The organism is Desulfothermus okinawensis JCM 13304 (assembly GCF_054654515.1).
In genome coordinates, this window is sequence record NZ_BAAIEW010000020.1 from 1 (window position 1) to 18,854 (window position 18,854).

Consider the following 18,854-nt stretch of genomic DNA (forward strand, 5'->3'; position numbering starts at 1 on the left):
ACCGTCTGGGTCTTCTCTTGGAATTACCCTTACTTTACCAAGGTCAAATGCATTTAGAAGTTTTGACCTTAATCTTTGTGCAACAACCGCTGGGAAAGTTCCCTCTTTTACCTGACCATTGGTCACCATGTAGACTATTCTGGTGCCATCAGAGAAAAATCCCTTTTCTTCTGAAAATCCCATGCCAGATGGAACCAGTTGTATCCCCTTTTTCTTAAAGTAATCAAAGTCTATTTCAACTGGTTCAAATTTGGTAACACTCCATGGATATCCCTTTTGTCCATCAGGACCGCCTGGTCCTGTGACCAGTGCAATACAAATGCATACTTGATCTTCTCTGACTTCAGGTTCTACCTCATCCAATGTACCTTTAAACATGGCCTCAATGAGTTGACCCAGATTTCTCACCCTCTTTACCACTGCCTGAAATTCAGGCTCACCAGGCCTTATATTTATCTCGCATACCCGTATTTTTGTGGGTCTTAATTTCCCCTGTGCATCCAATTTAAAGGACACAAAACATCCAGGATACAATATGCAGGGTCTTAGTCCTCCATTTTCTTTTAAGTATTTTACAATTGGAGCTGCTATTGTCTCAGATGCCAGATCTATTAGTTCTTTTGTTTCAAAGGGATGGGGTGATATTGCCCCCATTCCACCTGTTATAGGATTGGTTTTATCTGAGGTACCTTCAAATCTCTCTGGGTAATCCATTGCTGTTGGAAGGATCCTGAAATTTCCATTTTTGTCCACAAATATAGTAAAACTGATCTCAACTCCAGACATACGGGATTCTATTAAAAGGGGCCACATTGCTTTTCTGAACATGGACTTGTATGATTTTTTATAGTCCTTGATCAAAGTGGAATATACCTCTTCTATTTCCCATGTGCTCAGGATGACCCTTGCTCCTTTACCTCCTGCACTGTATGGGTATTTAAGCACTGCCCCTCCAAATTGGTGTATGTACTCAAGACAGGTGGACAGGACATCTTTGTAAGACTTACCATCTACAATGGTCCACTTATCTGCCACAGGCACTGCTATGTCTTTTAATACTTGTTTGCATCGTGCTTTATCCCCCTCTAAAAAGGCAAATTCTTTGGTCAGCCCAGCTATTTTTCCTCCAAGTCCTTTTTTGTCCATCTCATCCACAAGGCCTTCAAATAAAAGGGCCTCAGGTAAGGGGACTACATAATCTAATTTACCTTTTTTTATTCCTTGCTCTATTGCCTGGGTATAGCTTGCAACACTGTTATCTTTGGTCTCAATGAATTCAATGGGTATATGTAAGATCCTTGCAAATTCAGGCATTGAGGATGTTCCCCTAATGACAACTCCTTGGTAAGATCCTTTGTATAGATCACTGGTAGCTGTGGATACAGTGTACGCAGCAAGATAAGTCCTCCCATCTGTTCCAGCAAAGCCGATTTTTTTTCTCTGGTCCATATCACATATACCTCTCTTTCTTGTTTTTGAAAGCTCGTCAATTTATATGAATGGGCTTTAAAAGTAAACCTTAACTGTTTAACACAGATGGGATTTCTTCTATGCTTTTTAGTACAATAACAGATGAATCAAGGAGATTATTTGATTTTAAATATTCATACTTGCCAATAGTAATAAGTTTTGGTCTGGGCTGTTTTTTTAGCCCCCTTGAAATAATATCTAATTTAGGTTCAATTGGCATTGATAGGTCTGCAACAATTACCTTTATTTCATCAATTTCCACTGCCTTTTGATAGGCAAATATATTTGGATACCATACAGGGAAAAATCCCAATTTTTTAAGTTCATTAAATAAATATTCTTTTCTTGACTGATCGTCTGAAATAACCAGGGCCCTTTGTTTTTTCATATCTATTTTCCTCCATAAAATTACACATGATACTTTACGAAATCCATGTTCACTGATATAGTCTCTGTAAATTTTTAGTCTATCTGGATAGTTTTGTAAAGACGTTTAAAAATTAGGGAGGTAGGGCATATGGAGAAGAAGACAAATGAAAAAGGTGAGCATGTGGATATTAAAAGAAGGGATGTATTAAAGCTCACTGCAAGTGGATGCCTTGCAGGTCTGCTCCTTAAAAACAAAAAGGCAGTTGCAAAATCTGTTGAAACCAAAAATACCTGTCCTGATTTTGTTCCAGATGAGATTACTTCTGCCATGATAAAAAGGGCAAAGAAAATGGGTGTTGATCTGGTATTTGATAGGGAAGTTCACTGCGCAATCTCCTATGCTGGTTACGGTGGTATAACAGGTGTTTGTTGCTTCCACTGTCAGATGGGTCCATGCACAGTGGATGATTCAACAGGTTTTAAAAAAGGTGCATGCGGTGCAACTGCTGATATGATTGTTGCCAAGAACTTGCTTACCAGGGTGCTTGGTGGAGCAGCTGCTCACGTGGAACACATGAGGGCGGTTGCCAAGACCATTGAAGGGGTGGCAAAGGGAAAAATAAAAGGGTACAAGATTCATGATAAGAAAAAATTGGAGAAGGTGTATAAGGGCCTTAGGTGTCGGGGCAGAAATAAGCCCCTATCAGTAGCAAAAAAGAGCTTATATGACTTAAATAGGGATAAGGGGACTCCAAACTGGCTTTATTTTAAGGCAAATAAGGAGAGAATTAATACCTGGAAAAAACTTGGTATCCTGCCAACAGGCGCTGGTGCAGAATTTTCAGAAGCAGCCCATAAGACCCACCTTGGAGTTGACAATGATATGACTCACCTGGCCTTGGGTTCCCTAAAACTTGCCCTTGTTGATGGGTATATGGGCCTTCATGGTGCGTGTGATCTCCAGGACATTTTATTTGGCACCCCGAAGCTGGTAGAAGGTGAGGCAAATCTAACTGTAATTAAAAAAGATTGCATAAATATAATAGTACATGGACATGAGCCCATCCTGTCTGAAAAAATAGTTGAATATGCAAGAAAATATAAAAATCCGCCTAAAAAGATAAATGTGGTTGGAATGTGTTGTACAGGTAATGAAGTTTTAATGAGGCGGGGTGTGCCCCTGGCTGGATCTATGGTGCAGCAGGAGTTGGCAATACTCACAGGTGCAGTTGAGGCCATGGTGGTAGATGTTCAGTGTATTATGCCAAATATAGTAGAGGTTGCAAAACACTTCCACACAAAGATAATTTCAACTAATCCACAGGCAAAGTTTACTGGTGCAATTCACATGGAATTTGAACCAGAAAATGCAGATGAAATGGCTTTAAAAATAGTTGATGTTGCAGTAAAAAATTACAAAAACAGGGATCCATCAAAGGTATATATACCAGATAAGTCCCCAGAAAAACTTATGGCTGGGTTTTCTGTTGAACAAATAATAGATGCCCTAAAGGCAGTAAACAGAAAAGATCCACTGAAACCCCTTGTAGATGCAATAAAGAAAAATAAAATTAGAGGGGTAGTGGCAATAGTTGGATGTGTAAGTCCCAGGGTTGAATATGGATACAGACATACAATCCTTACTAAGAGACTAATTGAAAATGATATATTGGTTGTGGGAACAGGATGTTGGTCCCATGTTGCTGCCCAAAGGGGTTTCATGAAACCTGATCCTGAATACAGAGGGGTTGGAGAAGGCTTAAAATCAGTCCTTAAAGTCATTGCCAGGGCCAATAACCTGCTTGCCCTTCCACCTTGCTGGCATATGGGCTCATGTGTGGACAATGGAAGAATAGAGGATTTGCTAAATCCTCTGGCAGATTATCTGAAAGTGGATATAAAGGACCTGCCAGTTGCAGCCTCAGCACCAGAATTTATAACAGAAAAGGCAGTGTCCATAGGCACATGGGCAGTATGTATGGGGGTATTGACCCATATTGGGGGACAACCCTATGTATCAGGTAGTAAAAACATGGTGAAGCTACTGACAAATGATCTAGAAAAGATCATTGGTGCGAGATTTTATGTTGAAGAGGACCCAGAAAAAACAGCCAGGTATTTAATTGGTTATATAAATCAAAAGAGAAAAAAACTGGGTCTTCCAGTTTAACTAATGGGTTGTTTTAAAAAGATTATAAGGAGGGAATTGTCCTTACTTTTTAGTTGCATAACGTGAATTTTTTCACAAATCTTTTCTTGACAAATCTAACAATTCATATAAGCTGCCCAAAAAAGCACCATTAGAATGTGAACATAATATCAAAAAACAGGAGGTGTATGGATGTCTAGTTTACTTATTCAAAGGCCTTTGCCCCATGGTGGTAGGCTTGTAGAGAGAGTGATTAGAGACAAAGAAGCTGCAAAGAAGATGATCAAAGGTTGCCCCACTTATGAAATAAAGCCCACATTGCATTATGAGACTGGGGTGCCTGTTCGTAATGTGTACCGTGAGATCATGTCTATTTGTTATGGCTTTTTTAGCCCAGTAGAGGGCTCAATGAAAAAAGCAGAAGTTGAGAGAGTTTTAAAAGAGCGTCGCCTTTTAAATGACTGGATTTTTCCATATCCACTGGTCTTTGACATCAGCAAAGAGGAATATAAAGACCTTGGTGTTGGTGCTGGTGATCGTTTGGTGTTAAATCTCAAGGGAAAACCATTTGCAATTCTGGATATTGAAGAAGTTTGGGAGATTGAAGACCCAGAAGAATTGGCACATAAGACCTTTGGAACTCCAGAGGACAATCCAGAGGTAGTGAAGGAGCCCTTTAATAAAAAGCATCCTGGATGGGTAATTTATCGCAGTCTCCAACCTGTGGTTCTTGCGGGAAAATACACCATTATCAATGAACCTAAGTTTAAACCACCTTTTGATCGTTTTTGGTTTCCACCAAGAAAATGTCGTGAAGAATTTGATAAGAGAAACTGGAGAACAGTAATTTGTCACCAGACAAGGAATGTTCCCCATGTTGGTCATGAATTTTTAATGAAAAATGCTGCGTACACTGGTGACACAGAGCCATGTCATGGCATTTTAGTAAATGCTATAATTGGTGTGAAGCGTCGTGGTGATTATCCAGACGAGGCAATTTTGGAAGGTCAAGAGGCAGTAACAACTGCTGGATATATAAAGGAAGAAAGACGTCTTACCTCAATGTGTCTTTGGGACATGCGTTATGGTAATCCACTTGAGTCTCTGCTCCATGGTATAATTCGTCAGAATATGGGATGTACACACCATATGTTTGGTCGTGACCATGCTGCAGTTGGTGAATACTATGACAAGTGGTCAACTCAGATTCTATGGACAGAAGGTATTCCCAGCTTTGGATTTCCAGCTCCACCAACTGATGTTCCTTATGGTCTCCAGATCAGACCTCAAAATATGCGTGAGTTCTCCTACTGTCCAACATGTAAAGAGATGGCTTACAGTGAGAGTTGTGGTCACAAGCGCGAAAAATTAAGTGGAAGTTTCCTTAGGGGAATGGTTGCTGAAGGAGTACAGCCACCAGCAATTATTATGCGTCCAGAAGTCTACAAGATGGTTGTAAAATGGTGGAAGCACTTTAATTATCCATTCTGCAATGAAAAATACGTCATCAACAAAGAAAAAGAGTTGGAAGTGGATTTGGAAGACCTTTAAACTAAATATTTTAGGAGGTTAAAAAATGGCCTATTTTATAGTAGTGCTTTTAGATGATAACCGGTTTGCCAAGATAAAGGGCACCGAGCTAGAAGATAAAGTGCAGTATATGTTTGGTGGTGAGCTTCGTTGTCTGAATGTTGAAGTATCTGAAGAATTAAAGGAAAAGATCTTAAAGGAATTTGATACTGCCCGTATTGACTCCCGTGGAGCTATCACAGACGTTCCTGTAGCCTTTTTAAGGGAACTCTTTAATCAGGTTGCTGAGAAAAAGAATCTTGGAGCAGAGGCAATTGAAGGCGTGCTTGCCAAGGTTAATGAAATTAAAGAGCTTGCAGCAAAAGAGTCTGAGTTTCTGCCTGCACCAGAAATAGAGGTGTAACCTTGTTAAAATAGGGGCAGTCATGAATGGGCTGGCCCTGAAAAGCAGGATTGTTCGGAGGGAGACGGATTTTTTTGAAGCAAATAATAAAATCATAATATGTTGGAATTTAAAGAAAATTCGTTATAATTTAATGCTTGACAACCACAGTTGTGATTGATACTTTTTTCACAATCTTTTTTGAAGGGCTTTAAGGTCAAGCTAATTAGAAATTAAAAACAGGAGGTATGAGTATGCCAACCTACGTAAACCCAGAAAAATGCGACGGTTGCAAAGGTGGAGAGAAGACTGCATGTATGTACATTTGTCCAAATGATTTGATGATTTTGGATGAGAAGGAGATGAAGGCTTACAATCAGGAACCAGATCAGTGCTGGGAGTGTTACTCTTGCATTAAGATTTGTCCTCAAGGTGCAATTACTGCTAGGCCATATGCTGACTTTGCTCCAATGGGAGGAACCAGTATTCCTCTAAGGAGTGCAGAGGACATTATGTGGACCATTCAGTTCAGGAATGGTGAGGTTAAAAGGTTTAAGTTCCCAATTAGAACTACTCCTGAAGGTTCAATCAAGCCCTATGAGGGGAAACCAGAAGCAGGTGACTTAGAGGACAACTTGTACTTTAATGAGACCGAGCTCAAGCAGCCAAAAGAGGTTCTCAATAAGAAGTATGAGGTTCAGGAGGCTGATCTCACCAAGACATGGAAGATTGCAGGGTAATTTAATTTGTTAGGGTCTGGTTTTTGAAGATTATTTAAACTAATAGATAAAAAAAGGAGTAGAAATATGGCACAACTACCAATCAAAGATGAGCCAAAAGGTATACCTCTAGCCGAACCTGAGGTAGTAGAGTTAGAGACCGACGCATTAATCGTTGGTGGTGGTATGGGTGCTTGTGGTGCAGCTTTTGAGGCTGTACGTTGGGCTGACAAGTATGGCGTAAAGGTGTTGTTGGTTGACAAGGCCGCAATGGAGAGGTCTGGTGCTGTTGCTCCTGGTCTTTCTGCTATTAATACCTATCTTGGTGAAAATGAGCCTGATGATTACGTAAGAATGGTCAGAAACGACCTCATGGGAATTGTTCGTGAAGACTTGATTTTTGATTTGGGCCGTCACGTTGACAATTCTGTTCATCTATTTGAAGAATGGGGTCTTCCAATCTGGGTACTCAAAGATGGGAAAAGACTAGACGGTGCAAAGGCAAAGGCTGAAGGTCTTGCCATTAGAAAGGGTGATAAACCTGTTCGCTCTGGTCGTTGGCAGATCATGATCAATGGTGAATCCTATAAGGTAATTGTTGCTGAAGCAGCAAAGAACGCACTTGGTGAAGATAGATATATTGAGAGGCTTTTTATTGTTAAGTTGCTTCTGGATGCAAAAGAGCCAAACAGGATTGCTGGTGCTGTTGGTTTCTCCACAAGGGAAAACAAAGTTTACGTCATTAAGGCAAATGGTGTCCTGGTGGCCTGCGGTGGTGCAGTAAATGTTTACAGGCCAAGGTCCACTGGTGAAGGTATGGGTCGTGCTTGGTATCCAGTATGGAATGCAGGTTCCACATATGCCCTCTGCTCCCAGGCTGGTGCTGAGATGACAATGATGGAAAATAGGTTCGTACCAGCAAGGTTTAAAGATGGTTACGGTCCTGTTGGTGCCTGGTTCTTGCTCTTCAAAGCAAAGGCAACCAACTATAAGGGTGAAGATTACTGTCAGACCAATGCTGCAATGTTAAAGCCCTATCAGGATCGTGGTTATGCCACTGGTGCTGTTATCCCAACATGTCTAAGAAACCACATGATGATAAGGGAAATGAGGGAAGGCCGTGGTCCTATTTACATGGACACAGCAACTGCCCTTCAGACCACTTTTAAGGAACTCTCCAAGGCTGAGCAAAAGCACTTAGAGGCAGAGGCTTGGGAAGACTTCCTTGACATGTGTCCTGGTCAGGCAAACCTCTGGGCATGTATGAACATCAAACCAGAGGAGAAGGGATCTGAGATTATGCCAACGGAGCCTTATCTTTTGGGTTCCCACTCTGGTTGCTGTGGTATCTGGGTATCTGGACCTGATGAGGATTGGGTACCTGAAGAGTACAAGATCAAGGCAGACAATGGAAAGGTATATAACAGGATGACCACAGTAAATGGTCTGTTTACTGCTGCTGATGGTGTTGGTGCATCTGGTCATAAGTTTTCATCTGGTTCCCATGCTGAAGGTAGAATTGCTGGTAAACAGCTTATTCGTTGGTGTGTAGATCACAAGGATTTCAAACCAACCCTTAATGTGTCAGCAGAAGATCTAAAGAAAGAGATTTATCAGCCTTGGTACACATACATGGAACACAAGGATGAATCCACTGATCCAAATGTAAATCCAAGTTTCATCACCCCAAGAAACTTCATGTTCAGGCTCATTAAGCACACTGACGAATATGGTGGTGGTTGTGCCACTTACTATATGACTTCTGAGGCAATGTTAAAGGTTGGATTTGAGCTCTTGGATATGCTGGAAGAAGACTCCAAGAAGCTGGCAGCAAGAGACCTACACGAACTTATGAGGTGTTGGGAACAGTATCATAGGCTCTGGACTGTAAGGCTCCACATGCTCCATATTGACTTCAGGAAAGAGAGCCGTTATCCTGGTTTCTACTACAGGGCTGACTTCATGGGTATAGATGATTCCAAATGGAGATGTTTTGTAAACTCCAAATATGATCCTGAGAAGAAAGAACTTACTCTGTTCAAGAGACCTTACATCCAGATCATTCCTGATCCATATGCCCCATAGTGGATATATGAACAATAGAGGGCAGGATCTAAATTAGGTCCTGCCCTTTTTTTCATATTTTTCTTGAGGTGATCTTAAGGGAATTTTATTCCAGTGGATAAAGTTCCCTCAAGGGCACAATCAAAGCACAATATCTTATGGTTTTTAGGTTGCCTAACTAAAGGGGATAGGATAAGAATTATTTAAATCTTTTTATCTAGGTAGGTGAAGGTACGATATGGTGTATTGTGGGGGTGTTAAGGCGATTATTGGTATAAGCTCTGTTATAGGGAGGATGAAATGTCAAAAAGTATTTTAGTGATTGGGGGTGGCTTCAGCGGCATAACTGCAGCCCTGGAAGCGGCTGAAGTGGGCCATGAAGTCTATCTCGTTGAAAAACGGCCTTTTTTAGGCGGTAGGGTGATGCAACTTAATAAGTATTTCCCTAAGTTGTGTCCCCCATCCTGTGGTCTGGAGATACAATTTCAGAGGATTAAAAGAAATCCAAATGTGAAGGTATTTACATTGGCAGAGGTTGTATCTGTTAGTGGTAGTCCTGGTAATTATGAAGTAGCAGTTAGGATTAAGCCAAGGTATACAGCACCTAGAAGTTGTGACCTATCAGAAATTGCAGCAAAGCTCTCTGCCAATGTAAAAAATGAGTTTGAATTTGGCTTGAGCTCCAGAAAGCCGCTGTACATGGATGCTCCTTTTGCATACCCTGGAAGGTATGTGCTTGAGTTAGATCGTGTAACAGAGGAAGAAAAGAAGTTACTATCCAAGAGCCCTTTTATTAATCTTAAAGATGAAGAAAAGACCATCACACTTAATGTTGGATCAATTGTCATTGCAACTGGTTGGAAGCCATATGATGTAACCAAACTTACAAATTTAGGGGCTGGTCAAATTGCAAATTGTATATCCAACATGCAGATGGAGAGACTTGCATCTCCATTTGGTCCCACAAATGGGAGAATCTTGAGGCCATCAGACGGGACTGCTCCAAAAAGGGTAGCATTTGTCCAGTGTGCAGGATCAAGGGACGAAAATCACCTGTCCTATTGTTCTTATATCTGTTGCATGGCATCTTTAAAACAGGCAACTTATGTCAGGGAACAATATCCTGACTGTGAAGTGACAATCTTCTACATTGACCTGAGGACACCTGGTAGATATGAGAAGTTTGCCAAGAAGGTCTTAGCAGACGAAAAGGTTAAGGCCATTAAAGGTAAGGTTGCAAAGGTAGAAGAAGACATTGCTACATCAGGTGTCTGGCTAACAGCAGAGGACGCAATATCAGGTAACAAGATTACCGAGAAATTTGATCTAGTGGTGCTGGCAACTGGTATGCAGCCATCACTTTCAGGGGAAAGATTGCCCTTTGATGTTGAAATGGATGCAGAGGGTTTTGTATTTGATTCTCAGGACAAGGGTATATTTGTAGCAGGTTGTGCAGCCGAGCCTCTAGATGTTATGAAATCAGCTCAATCAGGTACTGCTGCAGCTATGAAAGCCATACAAACGGTAAGAGGGAGGTAAATATGGCCGAGAAGATCGGTATATACATAGACAAAGCAACCTTTGATCCATATTTAGATGTGGATCAATTGGTGGAAAAGATAAAAAATAGATGGGGAGATGCAACACCTGTAATAAAGGTATTTCCTCTGGTAGCCAGTGACGAGGCTCGTAAGGAGATTCAGAAGGACCTAGACTCTGGTGCCATTGATGGGGTGTCCATTGTTGGACCATCTCCAAGGGAAGATACAGAATATTTTGATTTTGGTCCAAAGGTTGTTGTAGATAGGGTAAACTTAAGGGAACAAGGGATAATGGCCTTTAAGAATCCAGATGGCACTCCCTTAAGACCTGGAGATGAAACTCCTCAGCTTCTTTGGGACATGGTAATGGATTACATAAACATGTCCGTTATCAAACTCCAGAAGAGTGTCCCACCAGAAGGTGAACCAATTGAGAGTGTAAAGAGAATCCTGGTGTTAGGTGGTGGGTGGACTGGTATCCATGCAGCAATGGCAGTTGCTGAAGCAGGTTATGAGGCTGTATTGGTTGAAAAGGAATCAGAACTTGGTGGATATGCTGCTAAATTATATAAAAGTTTTCCCATAAATCCTCCTTACACACAGGCAGAAGATCCAAAAATCCAGGAAAAGATTCAGGCCGTTAAAAGTAACAGCAAGATCAAGGTATATGTAGCAACTCAGCTAGAGAAACTGGTTGGTCAACCTGGCCAGTACACTGCTCACTTGAAGACAGCTAAAGGTGAAGAAGAGGTTCAGGTGGGATCAGTTGTTGTGGCCACTGGATGGAAACCCATTGAGCCAAAATACTTGGAACCACTGGGCTATGGATCACTTAAAAATGTGGTTACAAATGTGGAATTTGAAGAAATGGCAAAGAAAGGTGAGATCAAAAGGCCCAGTGATGGATCTGTTCCAAAGAACGTCCTTTTTGTTTTGGGTGCCTCAGATCTTTATGAAGACATGGCCAAACAGGAAGAAGAGGAAAGGCAAAAGAAGTTAGAACAGGCAGAGGCAAAGGATGAGGAATCATCAAATGAAGAGGCAGAAGAGGTAAAATTTGAGCCAATCAAGACCTACAGACATTTAGAATACACCTCAGAGGTTACCTCTCTCACAGCTTTAAAACAGGCAGGATATGTGAGGGAGATGATAGAGGATTCCATTGCCTATATTATATATGAACACATGATGACCCCTGGTGTGTATGAACTTTACTATAAATCTGCCCAGGATGATCCTGGTATAATGCTAACCAAAGGAAAGGTCACCTCTTTTTATGCAGGTACCAATGAAAATGTGATTGTGAGGATAGAGGATAACCTCTTAGGTGAGACCATAGAGGTTGAAGCAGACCTTGTTGTTGTACCAACGGGATTTGTACCAACCACTGCCCTTGAACCTGTGATTAACTTAGAGTATAGACAGGGTCCAGCATTTCCTGATTTGGATCTCTTTGATGGTTATGCAGATTCAAATTATATCTGTTTCCCATATGAGACCAGGAGAACAGGGATCTATGCAGCAGGGCCAGTGAGACAGCCAATGACACTTTCCAGGTCAGCATCTGACGCATATGGCGCAGCACTTAAAGCAATTCAGTGTATTGAATCTGTAAACAGGGGTGTCGCAGTACATCCAAGATCTGGCGACCTCTCTTATCCAAAGTTTAATTTTGTAAGGTGTACCCAGTGTAAGAGGTGTACAGAGGAGTGTCCATTTGGTGCACTGGATGACGATGAAAAGGGAACACCAAAGCCCAATACTGGTAGATGTAGAAGGTGTGGTACATGTATGGGTGCATGTCCTGAAAGGGTTATTTCCTTTGACAACTACAGTGTTGGCCAGATTGGCTCCATGATAACATCCATCAAGGTTCCAGATAATATGGAAAAAGAAGGGCCAAGGATTGTGATACTTGCATGTGAGAACGATGCATACCCGGCACTTGATATGGCAGCAAAGAGAGGACATAGATGGAGTCCATATGTGAGGATTATACCAGTTCGCTGTCTTGGATCTGTGAACACCATATGGATTGCAGATGCAATGAGTAAGGGCAATGACGGATGTCTGCTTCTTGGTTGTAAGTATGGCGAAGACTATCAGTGTCACTTTGTGAAGGGATCAGAGCTCTGCAGTCGAAGGATGCAAAATATTGGTGAGACCCTGGACAGGCTTGGAGTAGAGTTAGAGAGGGTTAGACAGGAACAGGTTGCTATTGATGACTATGACAAGCTTCCTGAGATAATTGATAGTTTTGTTGAAGATATTATAAAACTGGGTCCCAATCCTTTTAAGGGATATTAGTAGGAGGGAAATATGACTATGGTAAGTCGAGTAAAACCTGACCTTGAGTTTATAAAAGAACTCCAGCAGGTGGGCGGAGAAAATGTGAAGAAGTGTTTTCAGTGTGCCACCTGTAGTGTTGTTTGTCCTCTATCTCCAATGGACAAGTCCTTTCCACGTAAGGAGATGGTCTGGGCCCAATGGGGACTGAAAGACAAACTTGTGAATGATATTGATATGTGGCTGTGTCATAAGTGTGGACAATGCAGCGAGATGTGTCCAAGGGGAGCAAAACCAGGTGAGCTTATGGCGGCCTTGAGAAATATGGCATATAGAAACTTAACTGGACCATCCTTTCTGGGAAAATGGATGAGTTCTGTAAAACACCTGCCAAAATTGATTGCTATTCCAGCGATTATATATCTCATAATCTGGTTTATTACAGGGAGTATGAATGGTTCTGCATTCCCTCTATTAGATGGTCATGTGGATTATAGTTTGCTGTTTCCTGGAGATTATACCATTGACCCAATTTTCGGTCTTGCTTCTGTTTTTGTTATCTGGTCCTTTTATAAGGGGATTATGAAACTAAAAGAGGTTTTTGATGCTCAACCTAAGACATTTGTAATTGGTTATGAAAAACCAAAGACAATCTGGCATGCACTATATGATGTTATAAAAGATGAGGTCCTCACCCATAAAAAGTTTAAAGATTGTGGTGAAGAAGAGACTGATGAGGTAAAATTTAAAGGTCACCTTATGCTCTTCTATGGATTTGTTGCACTGTTTATTGTAACAGGTGTTGTGGCGTTTACCCACTGGGGAGGTAAGGTATTGCCATTTTTACATATGAAATATCCAATGCCAATCTATAATCCAATAAAATTGCTTGCAAACGTGGGCGCTGTTCTCCTGATTGTTGGGCTTGTATATTTGACAAAGAGAAGATTAAATGAGACCAAAAAGGATGCCTCAACATATTATGATTGGTACCTGCTTGGTCTTATATGGGTAATTGGTCTTAGTGGAATTTTAAGTGAGGTACTCAGGTGGGCAAATATAGCAGGACTGGCCTATCCAATTTACTTTATTCATTTGGTCTCAGTGTTTATGCTTATTGCATATCTGCCCTGGTCAAAGTTAGGGCATTTAGTATATAGGGTCTTTGCCCTTGCATATGCAAGGATGATTGGAAGGGTATCCACTGAGGTGGATGAGCAGAAAAATAAACTTTTTGTTATATAAATAAGGAGGCTGTCATGGCAGAAGCTCGGAAAGTTTTCCCCATGCAGACATTTGTGTCTTATCTTAGGGGCAAGGCAGGCAACTACAATCAGGATGTTCTCGAGTTGCTAAGTTTCGTAACCCAAAAACAGGTGGACAAGGAATTGGCTCCATTTGCCTCTGCAATGTCCAAGGCCTGGATCTATGAACAACATCCAGAGCTTGCAAGGCTCGGAAAGGAAGAGGTGAGAGAACTTGGTGAGAATGTATCCATTTTGTCTCTTCCAGCTGATGTGCAAGAAGAGGTAGATGCACTTTTTGACAAAATAGCTGAATACAAAAAGACAATTGAAGAGCAGAAGGCTAAATTGGCTGAATATGAGGGTATTATTGAAGAAAACAAGAAGAAAATAGCTGCATTGGAATCAAAGGTAGCAGATTATGAAGCACAGATGAAGGACGAGGGAGAAAAGAAAATAATAGCATCTGCTGCTAAGGTGGACGAGTACATCAAGAAAGTTGATGATCTTCTTGCCAAGATCGAGGAAGTGAAAAAACATGGAGTGGTAACAGTATCTGGTGAAGGTGCTCAGGCAGCAGAATCTGAAGGTGCTGCAACTGAGACTGCTGGGTCAACAACATCTGAAGCCAAACCAGAATTTGGATTTGGCGGTGATGTCTCTGATGGAGAATTTGGATTCTAGAGATTAGAATGAAGATGATTTTTAAAACGCCTATCCCTGATTTGGGGTAGGCGTTTTTTTTTATTCATGGGAATTCATTTTAAAGTCCACTTTTACCTTGAGCATTTTTGTTGCAGGAAGACTTAAGATTTCAATACCTGTTATACTTTCCATTTCCTTTAGGTCCTTCTCTATGTCTTCCCAACTGGGTGCAATGTATGTAAACCACACATTGTACTCATGTTTTCTCAAATAATTGTGTGTAACCCCTGGGTATTTATTCACTGTTTTTACAAACTTATCTAATTTATCTTTGGGCACCTTTGCACAACAAAGTGTTGATTTCCATCCCAATTTTCTGGACTGGAAGTTGGCTCCTATTCTACGAATAATTCCCTTTTGCTTTAATTTTCTTACCCTGGCTAATACCTCTGCCTCTGTTAATTCAACTATCTTTCCAAGTTCATGGTATGGCCTTTCACATATGGGAAATTCAGATTGGATAATATCCAAGATTGCCCTGTCCTTTTGATCCATATTATTTCATCCTCTTTGGTTTATAGCTACACAGGGGCTCTTCATCAAGATAGTCCCCTAACATGGTATATGACCTTGCCCTGCAACCACCACACACTTTAAAGTATTCGCAAATAGAACATTTTCCTTTGTAACACTCTGGATTTCTAAGTTTTTCAAAAACTGGGGATTTTTGCCATATTGTCTTAAAGTCCTGTTCCCGAACATTCCCGCAATTTATTTTTAAATATCCACATGGCTGAACTATGCCATTATTAGATACAAAACAAAAACCAATCCCTCCTAGACATCCCCTTGTAACTGCATCAAGACCAAAATTTTCAAAATTAACCTTCAAACCCTCTTGTTTTGCCCTTTGCCTTAATATCCTGTAGTAATGGGGCGCGCAGGTAGCCTTTAGGTGAATGTCCTTTGCGATTTTCCTGAAATCGTAGAACCAGTTTAATACCCTTTCATATTCCTGAGCTGATATTATTTGATCCTTAATCTCATTTGCCCTGCCAGTTGGAACCAGTAAAAATATATGCCATGCCACAGCCCCAAGATCTTTCACAAGGTCAAATATATCTTTGAAACTGTTTAGGTTTGATTTTGTGACAGTTGTGTTTATCTGAAATTCTATGTTGTTTTCCTTTAAATAGGATATGGCATCCATTGTCTTTTCAAATGCACCATCAACCCCCCTGAATTCATTGTGGGACTTTGCATCTGGTCCATCAATGGATAAAGATACTCTTTGAATGGATAACTCCTTAATCTTTTTGGCGACTTGTCTTGTTATAAGTGTTCCATTTGGTGAGAGTACAGGTTTTAGCCCAAGGCTCTTGGTATAGGCTATTAAATCAAATATATCTTCTCTCATAATGGGCTCGCCACCTGTAAATATCACTATGGGATTTCCCACCTGCGCTATGGACTCAAGGAGTTCTTTTCCTTCTTTATTGGTGAGTTCATCTTCGTTTGGGGTGAGTTTTGCCTCTGCCCTGCAATGTTTACATGCAAGGTTGCAGGCAGATGTCACCTCCCATGCAACCAATCGTAAATTTGGTTTTAATTTATCCATAACTACAGCCAATTTTTTAATAGTTGTTCTGTGAAATAACTAAGTATCAGGTCTGCACCAGCCCTCTTAATGCTGATTAGACTCTCAATGGCAACCATTTTTTCATCCAGCCATCCCATTTTTGTAGCAGCCTTTATCTGGGAGTATTCCCCTGATACCTGGTATGCAGCAATTGGATGTGCAATTTTTTGTCTCAAGGTTGAGATGATATCGAGATAGGCAAGGGCAGGTTTTACCATTATAATGTCTGCACCTTCTTTTATATCAGCCATGGCCTCCCTCAATGCCTCCCTCTTATTTGGGGGATCCATTTGATAGGATCTCCTGTCCCCAAATTTTGGGGCGCTTTCTGCTGCTTCCCTAAAAGGTCCATAAAAGCTTGATGCATATTTTACTGCGTATGACATAATGGGAAGGTTGTAAAATCCATTTTCGTCCAATACTTCCCTGATTTTCTTTATCCTTCCGTCCATCATATCAGATGGTGCCACCATATCTGCCCCAGATCTGGCGTGTGACAGGGCTGTTTTAGCAAGTAAATCCAGGGTTGGGTCATTTAATACCTCTGAGTTTTTAACAATTCCACAATGTCCATGGGATGTGTATTCACAAAGGCATACATCAGTTATAACTATTAGCTCTGGAAATTTATCCTTTATTTCCTTTACTGCCCTTTGAACAATACCATCTGGATCATAGGCAGATGATGCTATTTCGTCTTTTTCCTCTGGTATGCCAAAGAGTATTATTGCCCTTAGTCCAAGGGGATATATTTCACTGATTTTTTTTAGTACTTTATCTATACTAAGCTGGAATTGACCTGGCATTGATGGTATTTCTCTGGAAAAATCTTTATCACTGGTCTCAACTACAAAATATGGTTGAATTAAGTCCTCTGGACAAAGATGTGTCTCCCTCACCATGTCCCTTAAATATGTTTTGCTTCTAAGTCTTCTTCCCCTGTAAAACATAGCTTACTCCCTATTTTATTCCAATTTCTTCATCTGTTAGATAACACGCAGGATCTTGTGCCCAGATATCTCCATAAACTGCCTCAGCCCTGGCCCTAAAGTTCCCTGCACAAATATTTAAAAACCTGCATTTTGCACATCTCCCCTTAACGTATTTCTTCTTGTCTTTGAGTTTACTTAGCAATTCAATTGAAGGATCGTCCCAGATTTGAGAAAATGGTCTTTTAAGGACATTTCCAAAGGAGTGATTTCTCCAAAACTGGTCTGCATACACTTCTCCATCCCATGAAATGCAGCCAATGCCACGTCCTGAATTGTTTCCCTCATTGTATTTTAATAGCTCCATGACTTCCTGTGCCCTTTTTGGGTCTTCTTTCAAGAGCTTTAAATAGATATATGGACCATCTGCATGGTTATCCACTGTGAGTACCTCTGGTTTGAAACCTGAATCAAATAATTCTTTGGTCTTGTGCAGAATTAGATCCATGAGTTTTCTGGTTTCAAGGTGGGATAGGTCCTCATCTATTAATTTTGACCCCCTGCCACTGTAAACCAAGTGATAGAAACAGATTCTAGGAATTGATCTTTCCTTAATTAGATCAAAAATTTTGGGAACTTCCATATAATTTCTCTTATTTATGGTAAATCTGAGTCCTACCTTAAGACCCTCTTGTTGACAGTTATAGACTCCTTCCATTGCCTTTTTAAAGGCACCTGGGACCCCCCTAAAAAGGTCGTGGACTTCTTCAAGACCATCTATTGATATGCCAACGTAAGATAGCCCCACCTCCTTTAGTTCCTTAGCCTTTTCCCTGGTTATTAATGTACCATTTGTGGATATAACAGCCCTCATGCCTAGCTCCACAGAATATTTTGCCAGTTCCACAAGGTCTTCCCTCATAATGGGCTCTCCACCAGAAAATAGGACAACAGGCACACCAAAGTCCGCAAGGTCCTTTAAAATCTCCTTTGCCTTGTTAGTGTTTATGGGATCATTGGCATTTAATTTTGCCTGGGCATAGCAATGGACACACTTTAAATTACACCTTTTGGTTATATTCCAGACAATAACTGGCTTTTTGTCCTTTGAAAATTGCAACAAATGTGATGGGAGCTTTTTGGAATCCCTGCCATACCTAAGTGCATCTGATGGTTCAACATTGGAACAATATAACTTTGATATTCCAATCATTGGTTTCTCCTTAAATTTTAGATAGTTATTTTTTAGGAAAAATTGGTTGCTTGTGATTTGCCCATCTTTTTATGGGCACATAAATATCGTCTAAAAGGGAACTTAGTAAGGTGGCCAATGGAAATGGCGGATAGTTGTATTTTGTCTTCCAAAACACATAGTCTTTATCATTAAATGATTTAATTTCACCCATATGGGTAATAGACCAGATTAAATAGTTAGTCTTTGTGTCATAGATGTCAATTTTTATGGCCATCCTGGTTGGAGATACTCCACCCCCTAAAAATATATAGGTTATTTCAGGAGTTATAACAATATTGCATTTCCTTTCTCTGGCCTTTTTCATGGCAATTTCTAAATCTTGGATTTCATCTTTGGACATTACAAGTCTATTGAATACCCGGTTTTTTAGGAAGTTACTGTATAAAATTTTTGTGAGTTCCTTCTTAAAAAAAGGCTTATCTTTATCAATTCTAACCATTATTTTAAAGGGTATTAAAAATCCAGATGGAGGGTGGTCTGGTAGGTTTAATGGATATATCAGGAAGTTGGGTTCAGATTTAACTATTTTGGGCTGTCTTCTAATGGTAACGGAAGTGTAGTCAACCTCTACATTGTTAGTAGTACATGATGTGATTAATAAAATTAATATTAATAAAGCTTTTTTTTTCACT

The 18,854-nt window shown here is 40.5% G+C and carries 16 protein-coding genes; 9 read left to right on the plus strand and 7 right to left on the minus strand.

Annotation, left to right across the window (positions count from 1 at the left end):
* A partial coding sequence (locus ACYQ0O_RS08625) for a hypothetical protein (protein WP_459892142.1) occupies positions 1 to 1,449 on the minus strand: 1,449 nt, incomplete at its 3' end.
* 70 nt (positions 1,450 to 1,519) lie between these two features.
* Positions 1,520 to 1,858, minus strand: coding sequence for a hypothetical protein (locus ACYQ0O_RS08630; protein ID WP_459892144.1), 339 nt, complete (start codon positions 1,856 to 1,858; stop codon positions 1,520 to 1,522).
* Positions 1,859 to 1,987: 129 nt separating this feature from the next.
* Between ACYQ0O_RS08630 and cooS the strand changes: the two genes are divergently transcribed.
* The 9 genes from cooS (at position 1,988) to ACYQ0O_RS08675 (ending at position 14,438) form a co-directional block, all read left to right on the plus strand.
* Positions 1,988 to 4,009 carry an anaerobic carbon-monoxide dehydrogenase catalytic subunit gene (gene cooS / locus ACYQ0O_RS08635; protein ID WP_459892146.1) on the plus strand — a complete coding sequence of 674 codons (2,022 nt, stop codon included), beginning with the start codon at positions 1,988 to 1,990 and terminating at the stop codon, positions 4,007 to 4,009.
* 171 nt (positions 4,010 to 4,180) lie between these two features.
* Positions 4,181 to 5,539: a sulfate adenylyltransferase gene (gene sat, locus ACYQ0O_RS08640; protein WP_459892148.1), complete on the plus strand. Its 1,359-nt coding sequence runs from the start codon at positions 4,181 to 4,183 to the stop codon at positions 5,537 to 5,539.
* A gap of 25 nt (positions 5,540 to 5,564) precedes the next feature.
* Positions 5,565 to 5,921, plus strand: coding sequence for a DUF6955 family protein (locus ACYQ0O_RS08645; protein ID WP_075069658.1), 357 nt, complete (start codon positions 5,565 to 5,567; stop codon positions 5,919 to 5,921).
* Positions 5,922 to 6,154: 233 nt separating this feature from the next.
* Entirely contained in the window at positions 6,155 to 6,640 is a 486-nt protein-coding gene (gene aprB / locus ACYQ0O_RS08650; RefSeq protein WP_075069657.1) for an adenylyl-sulfate reductase subunit beta, read from the plus strand.
* A gap of 66 nt (positions 6,641 to 6,706) precedes the next feature.
* Entirely contained in the window at positions 6,707 to 8,704 is a 1,998-nt protein-coding gene (gene aprA / locus ACYQ0O_RS08655; RefSeq protein WP_459892150.1) for an adenylyl-sulfate reductase subunit alpha, read from the plus strand.
* Between the two features lie 279 nt (positions 8,705 to 8,983).
* Positions 8,984 to 10,222 (plus strand): CoB--CoM heterodisulfide reductase iron-sulfur subunit A family protein, encoded by a 1,239-nt coding sequence (locus tag ACYQ0O_RS08660; RefSeq protein ID WP_459892152.1) that lies wholly within the window; start codon positions 8,984 to 8,986, stop codon positions 10,220 to 10,222.
* 2 nt (positions 10,223 to 10,224) lie between these two features.
* Positions 10,225 to 12,531: a hydrogenase iron-sulfur subunit gene (locus ACYQ0O_RS08665; RefSeq protein WP_075069656.1), complete on the plus strand. Its 2,307-nt coding sequence runs from the start codon at positions 10,225 to 10,227 to the stop codon at positions 12,529 to 12,531.
* A gap of 12 nt (positions 12,532 to 12,543) precedes the next feature.
* Positions 12,544 to 13,755, plus strand: a complete 1,212-nt coding sequence (qmoC, locus tag ACYQ0O_RS08670) for a quinone-interacting membrane-bound oxidoreductase complex subunit QmoC (RefSeq protein ID WP_075069655.1) — start codon at positions 12,544 to 12,546, stop codon at positions 13,753 to 13,755.
* A gap of 14 nt (positions 13,756 to 13,769) precedes the next feature.
* On the plus strand, positions 13,770 to 14,438 hold the full coding sequence (locus ACYQ0O_RS08675; RefSeq protein ID WP_459892154.1) for a hypothetical protein: 669 nt from the start codon (positions 13,770 to 13,772) through the stop codon (positions 14,436 to 14,438).
* 60 nt (positions 14,439 to 14,498) lie between these two features.
* Here the strand turns inward: ACYQ0O_RS08675 and ahbA are convergent, their stop codons facing one another.
* Genes ahbA through ACYQ0O_RS08700 form a run of 5 tightly spaced genes read right to left on the minus strand, consistent with a single transcriptional unit; the run spans position 14,499 to position 18,853 of the window.
* Positions 14,499 to 14,954, minus strand: a complete 456-nt coding sequence (gene ahbA, locus ACYQ0O_RS08680) for a siroheme decarboxylase subunit alpha (RefSeq protein ID WP_459892156.1) — start codon at positions 14,952 to 14,954, stop codon at positions 14,499 to 14,501.
* A 1-nt stretch (position 14,955) separates the two neighbouring features.
* Positions 14,956 to 16,017, minus strand: a complete 1,062-nt coding sequence (ahbD, locus tag ACYQ0O_RS08685) for a heme b synthase (RefSeq protein ID WP_459892158.1) — start codon at positions 16,015 to 16,017, stop codon at positions 14,956 to 14,958.
* A gap of 2 nt (positions 16,018 to 16,019) precedes the next feature.
* Positions 16,020 to 16,988 carry a porphobilinogen synthase gene (gene hemB / locus ACYQ0O_RS08690; RefSeq protein ID WP_459892160.1) on the minus strand — a complete coding sequence of 323 codons (969 nt, stop codon included), beginning with the start codon at positions 16,986 to 16,988 and terminating at the stop codon, positions 16,020 to 16,022.
* A gap of 10 nt (positions 16,989 to 16,998) precedes the next feature.
* Entirely contained in the window at positions 16,999 to 18,180 is a 1,182-nt protein-coding gene (gene ahbC, locus ACYQ0O_RS08695; protein WP_459892162.1) for a 12,18-didecarboxysiroheme deacetylase, read from the minus strand.
* A 25-nt stretch (positions 18,181 to 18,205) separates the two neighbouring features.
* Positions 18,206 to 18,853: a hypothetical protein gene (locus tag ACYQ0O_RS08700; RefSeq protein ID WP_459892164.1), complete on the minus strand. Its 648-nt coding sequence runs from the start codon at positions 18,851 to 18,853 to the stop codon at positions 18,206 to 18,208.
* Between the last annotated feature and the right edge of the window lies 1 nt (position 18,854).

Excerpts from the sequence above, each read along its gene's own strand:
- ACYQ0O_RS08630 (WP_459892144.1), bottom strand. The coding sequence starts at position 1,858 with ATGAAAAAACAAAGGGCCCTGGTTATTTCAGACGATCAGTCAAGAAAA.
- cooS (WP_459892146.1), top strand. The coding sequence starts at position 1,988 with ATGGAGAAGAAGACAAATGAAAAAGGTGAGCATGTGGATATTAAAAGA.
- sat (WP_459892148.1), top strand. The coding sequence starts at position 4,181 with ATGTCTAGTTTACTTATTCAAAGGCCTTTGCCCCATGGTGGTAGGCTT.
- ACYQ0O_RS08645 (WP_075069658.1), top strand. The coding sequence starts at position 5,565 with ATGGCCTATTTTATAGTAGTGCTTTTAGATGATAACCGGTTTGCCAAG.
- aprB (WP_075069657.1), top strand. The coding sequence starts at position 6,155 with ATGCCAACCTACGTAAACCCAGAAAAATGCGACGGTTGCAAAGGTGGA.
- aprA (WP_459892150.1), top strand. The coding sequence starts at position 6,707 with ATGGCACAACTACCAATCAAAGATGAGCCAAAAGGTATACCTCTAGCC.
- ACYQ0O_RS08660 (WP_459892152.1), top strand. The coding sequence starts at position 8,984 with ATGTCAAAAAGTATTTTAGTGATTGGGGGTGGCTTCAGCGGCATAACT.
- ACYQ0O_RS08665 (WP_075069656.1), top strand. The coding sequence starts at position 10,225 with ATGGCCGAGAAGATCGGTATATACATAGACAAAGCAACCTTTGATCCA.
- qmoC (WP_075069655.1), top strand. The coding sequence starts at position 12,544 with ATGACTATGGTAAGTCGAGTAAAACCTGACCTTGAGTTTATAAAAGAA.
- ACYQ0O_RS08675 (WP_459892154.1), top strand. The coding sequence starts at position 13,770 with ATGGCAGAAGCTCGGAAAGTTTTCCCCATGCAGACATTTGTGTCTTAT.
- ahbA (WP_459892156.1), bottom strand. The coding sequence starts at position 14,954 with ATGGATCAAAAGGACAGGGCAATCTTGGATATTATCCAATCTGAATTT.
- ahbD (WP_459892158.1), bottom strand. The coding sequence starts at position 16,017 with ATGGATAAATTAAAACCAAATTTACGATTGGTTGCATGGGAGGTGACA.
- hemB (WP_459892160.1), bottom strand. The coding sequence starts at position 16,988 with ATGTTTTACAGGGGAAGAAGACTTAGAAGCAAAACATATTTAAGGGAC.
- ahbC (WP_459892162.1), bottom strand. The coding sequence starts at position 18,180 with ATGATTGGAATATCAAAGTTATATTGTTCCAATGTTGAACCATCAGAT.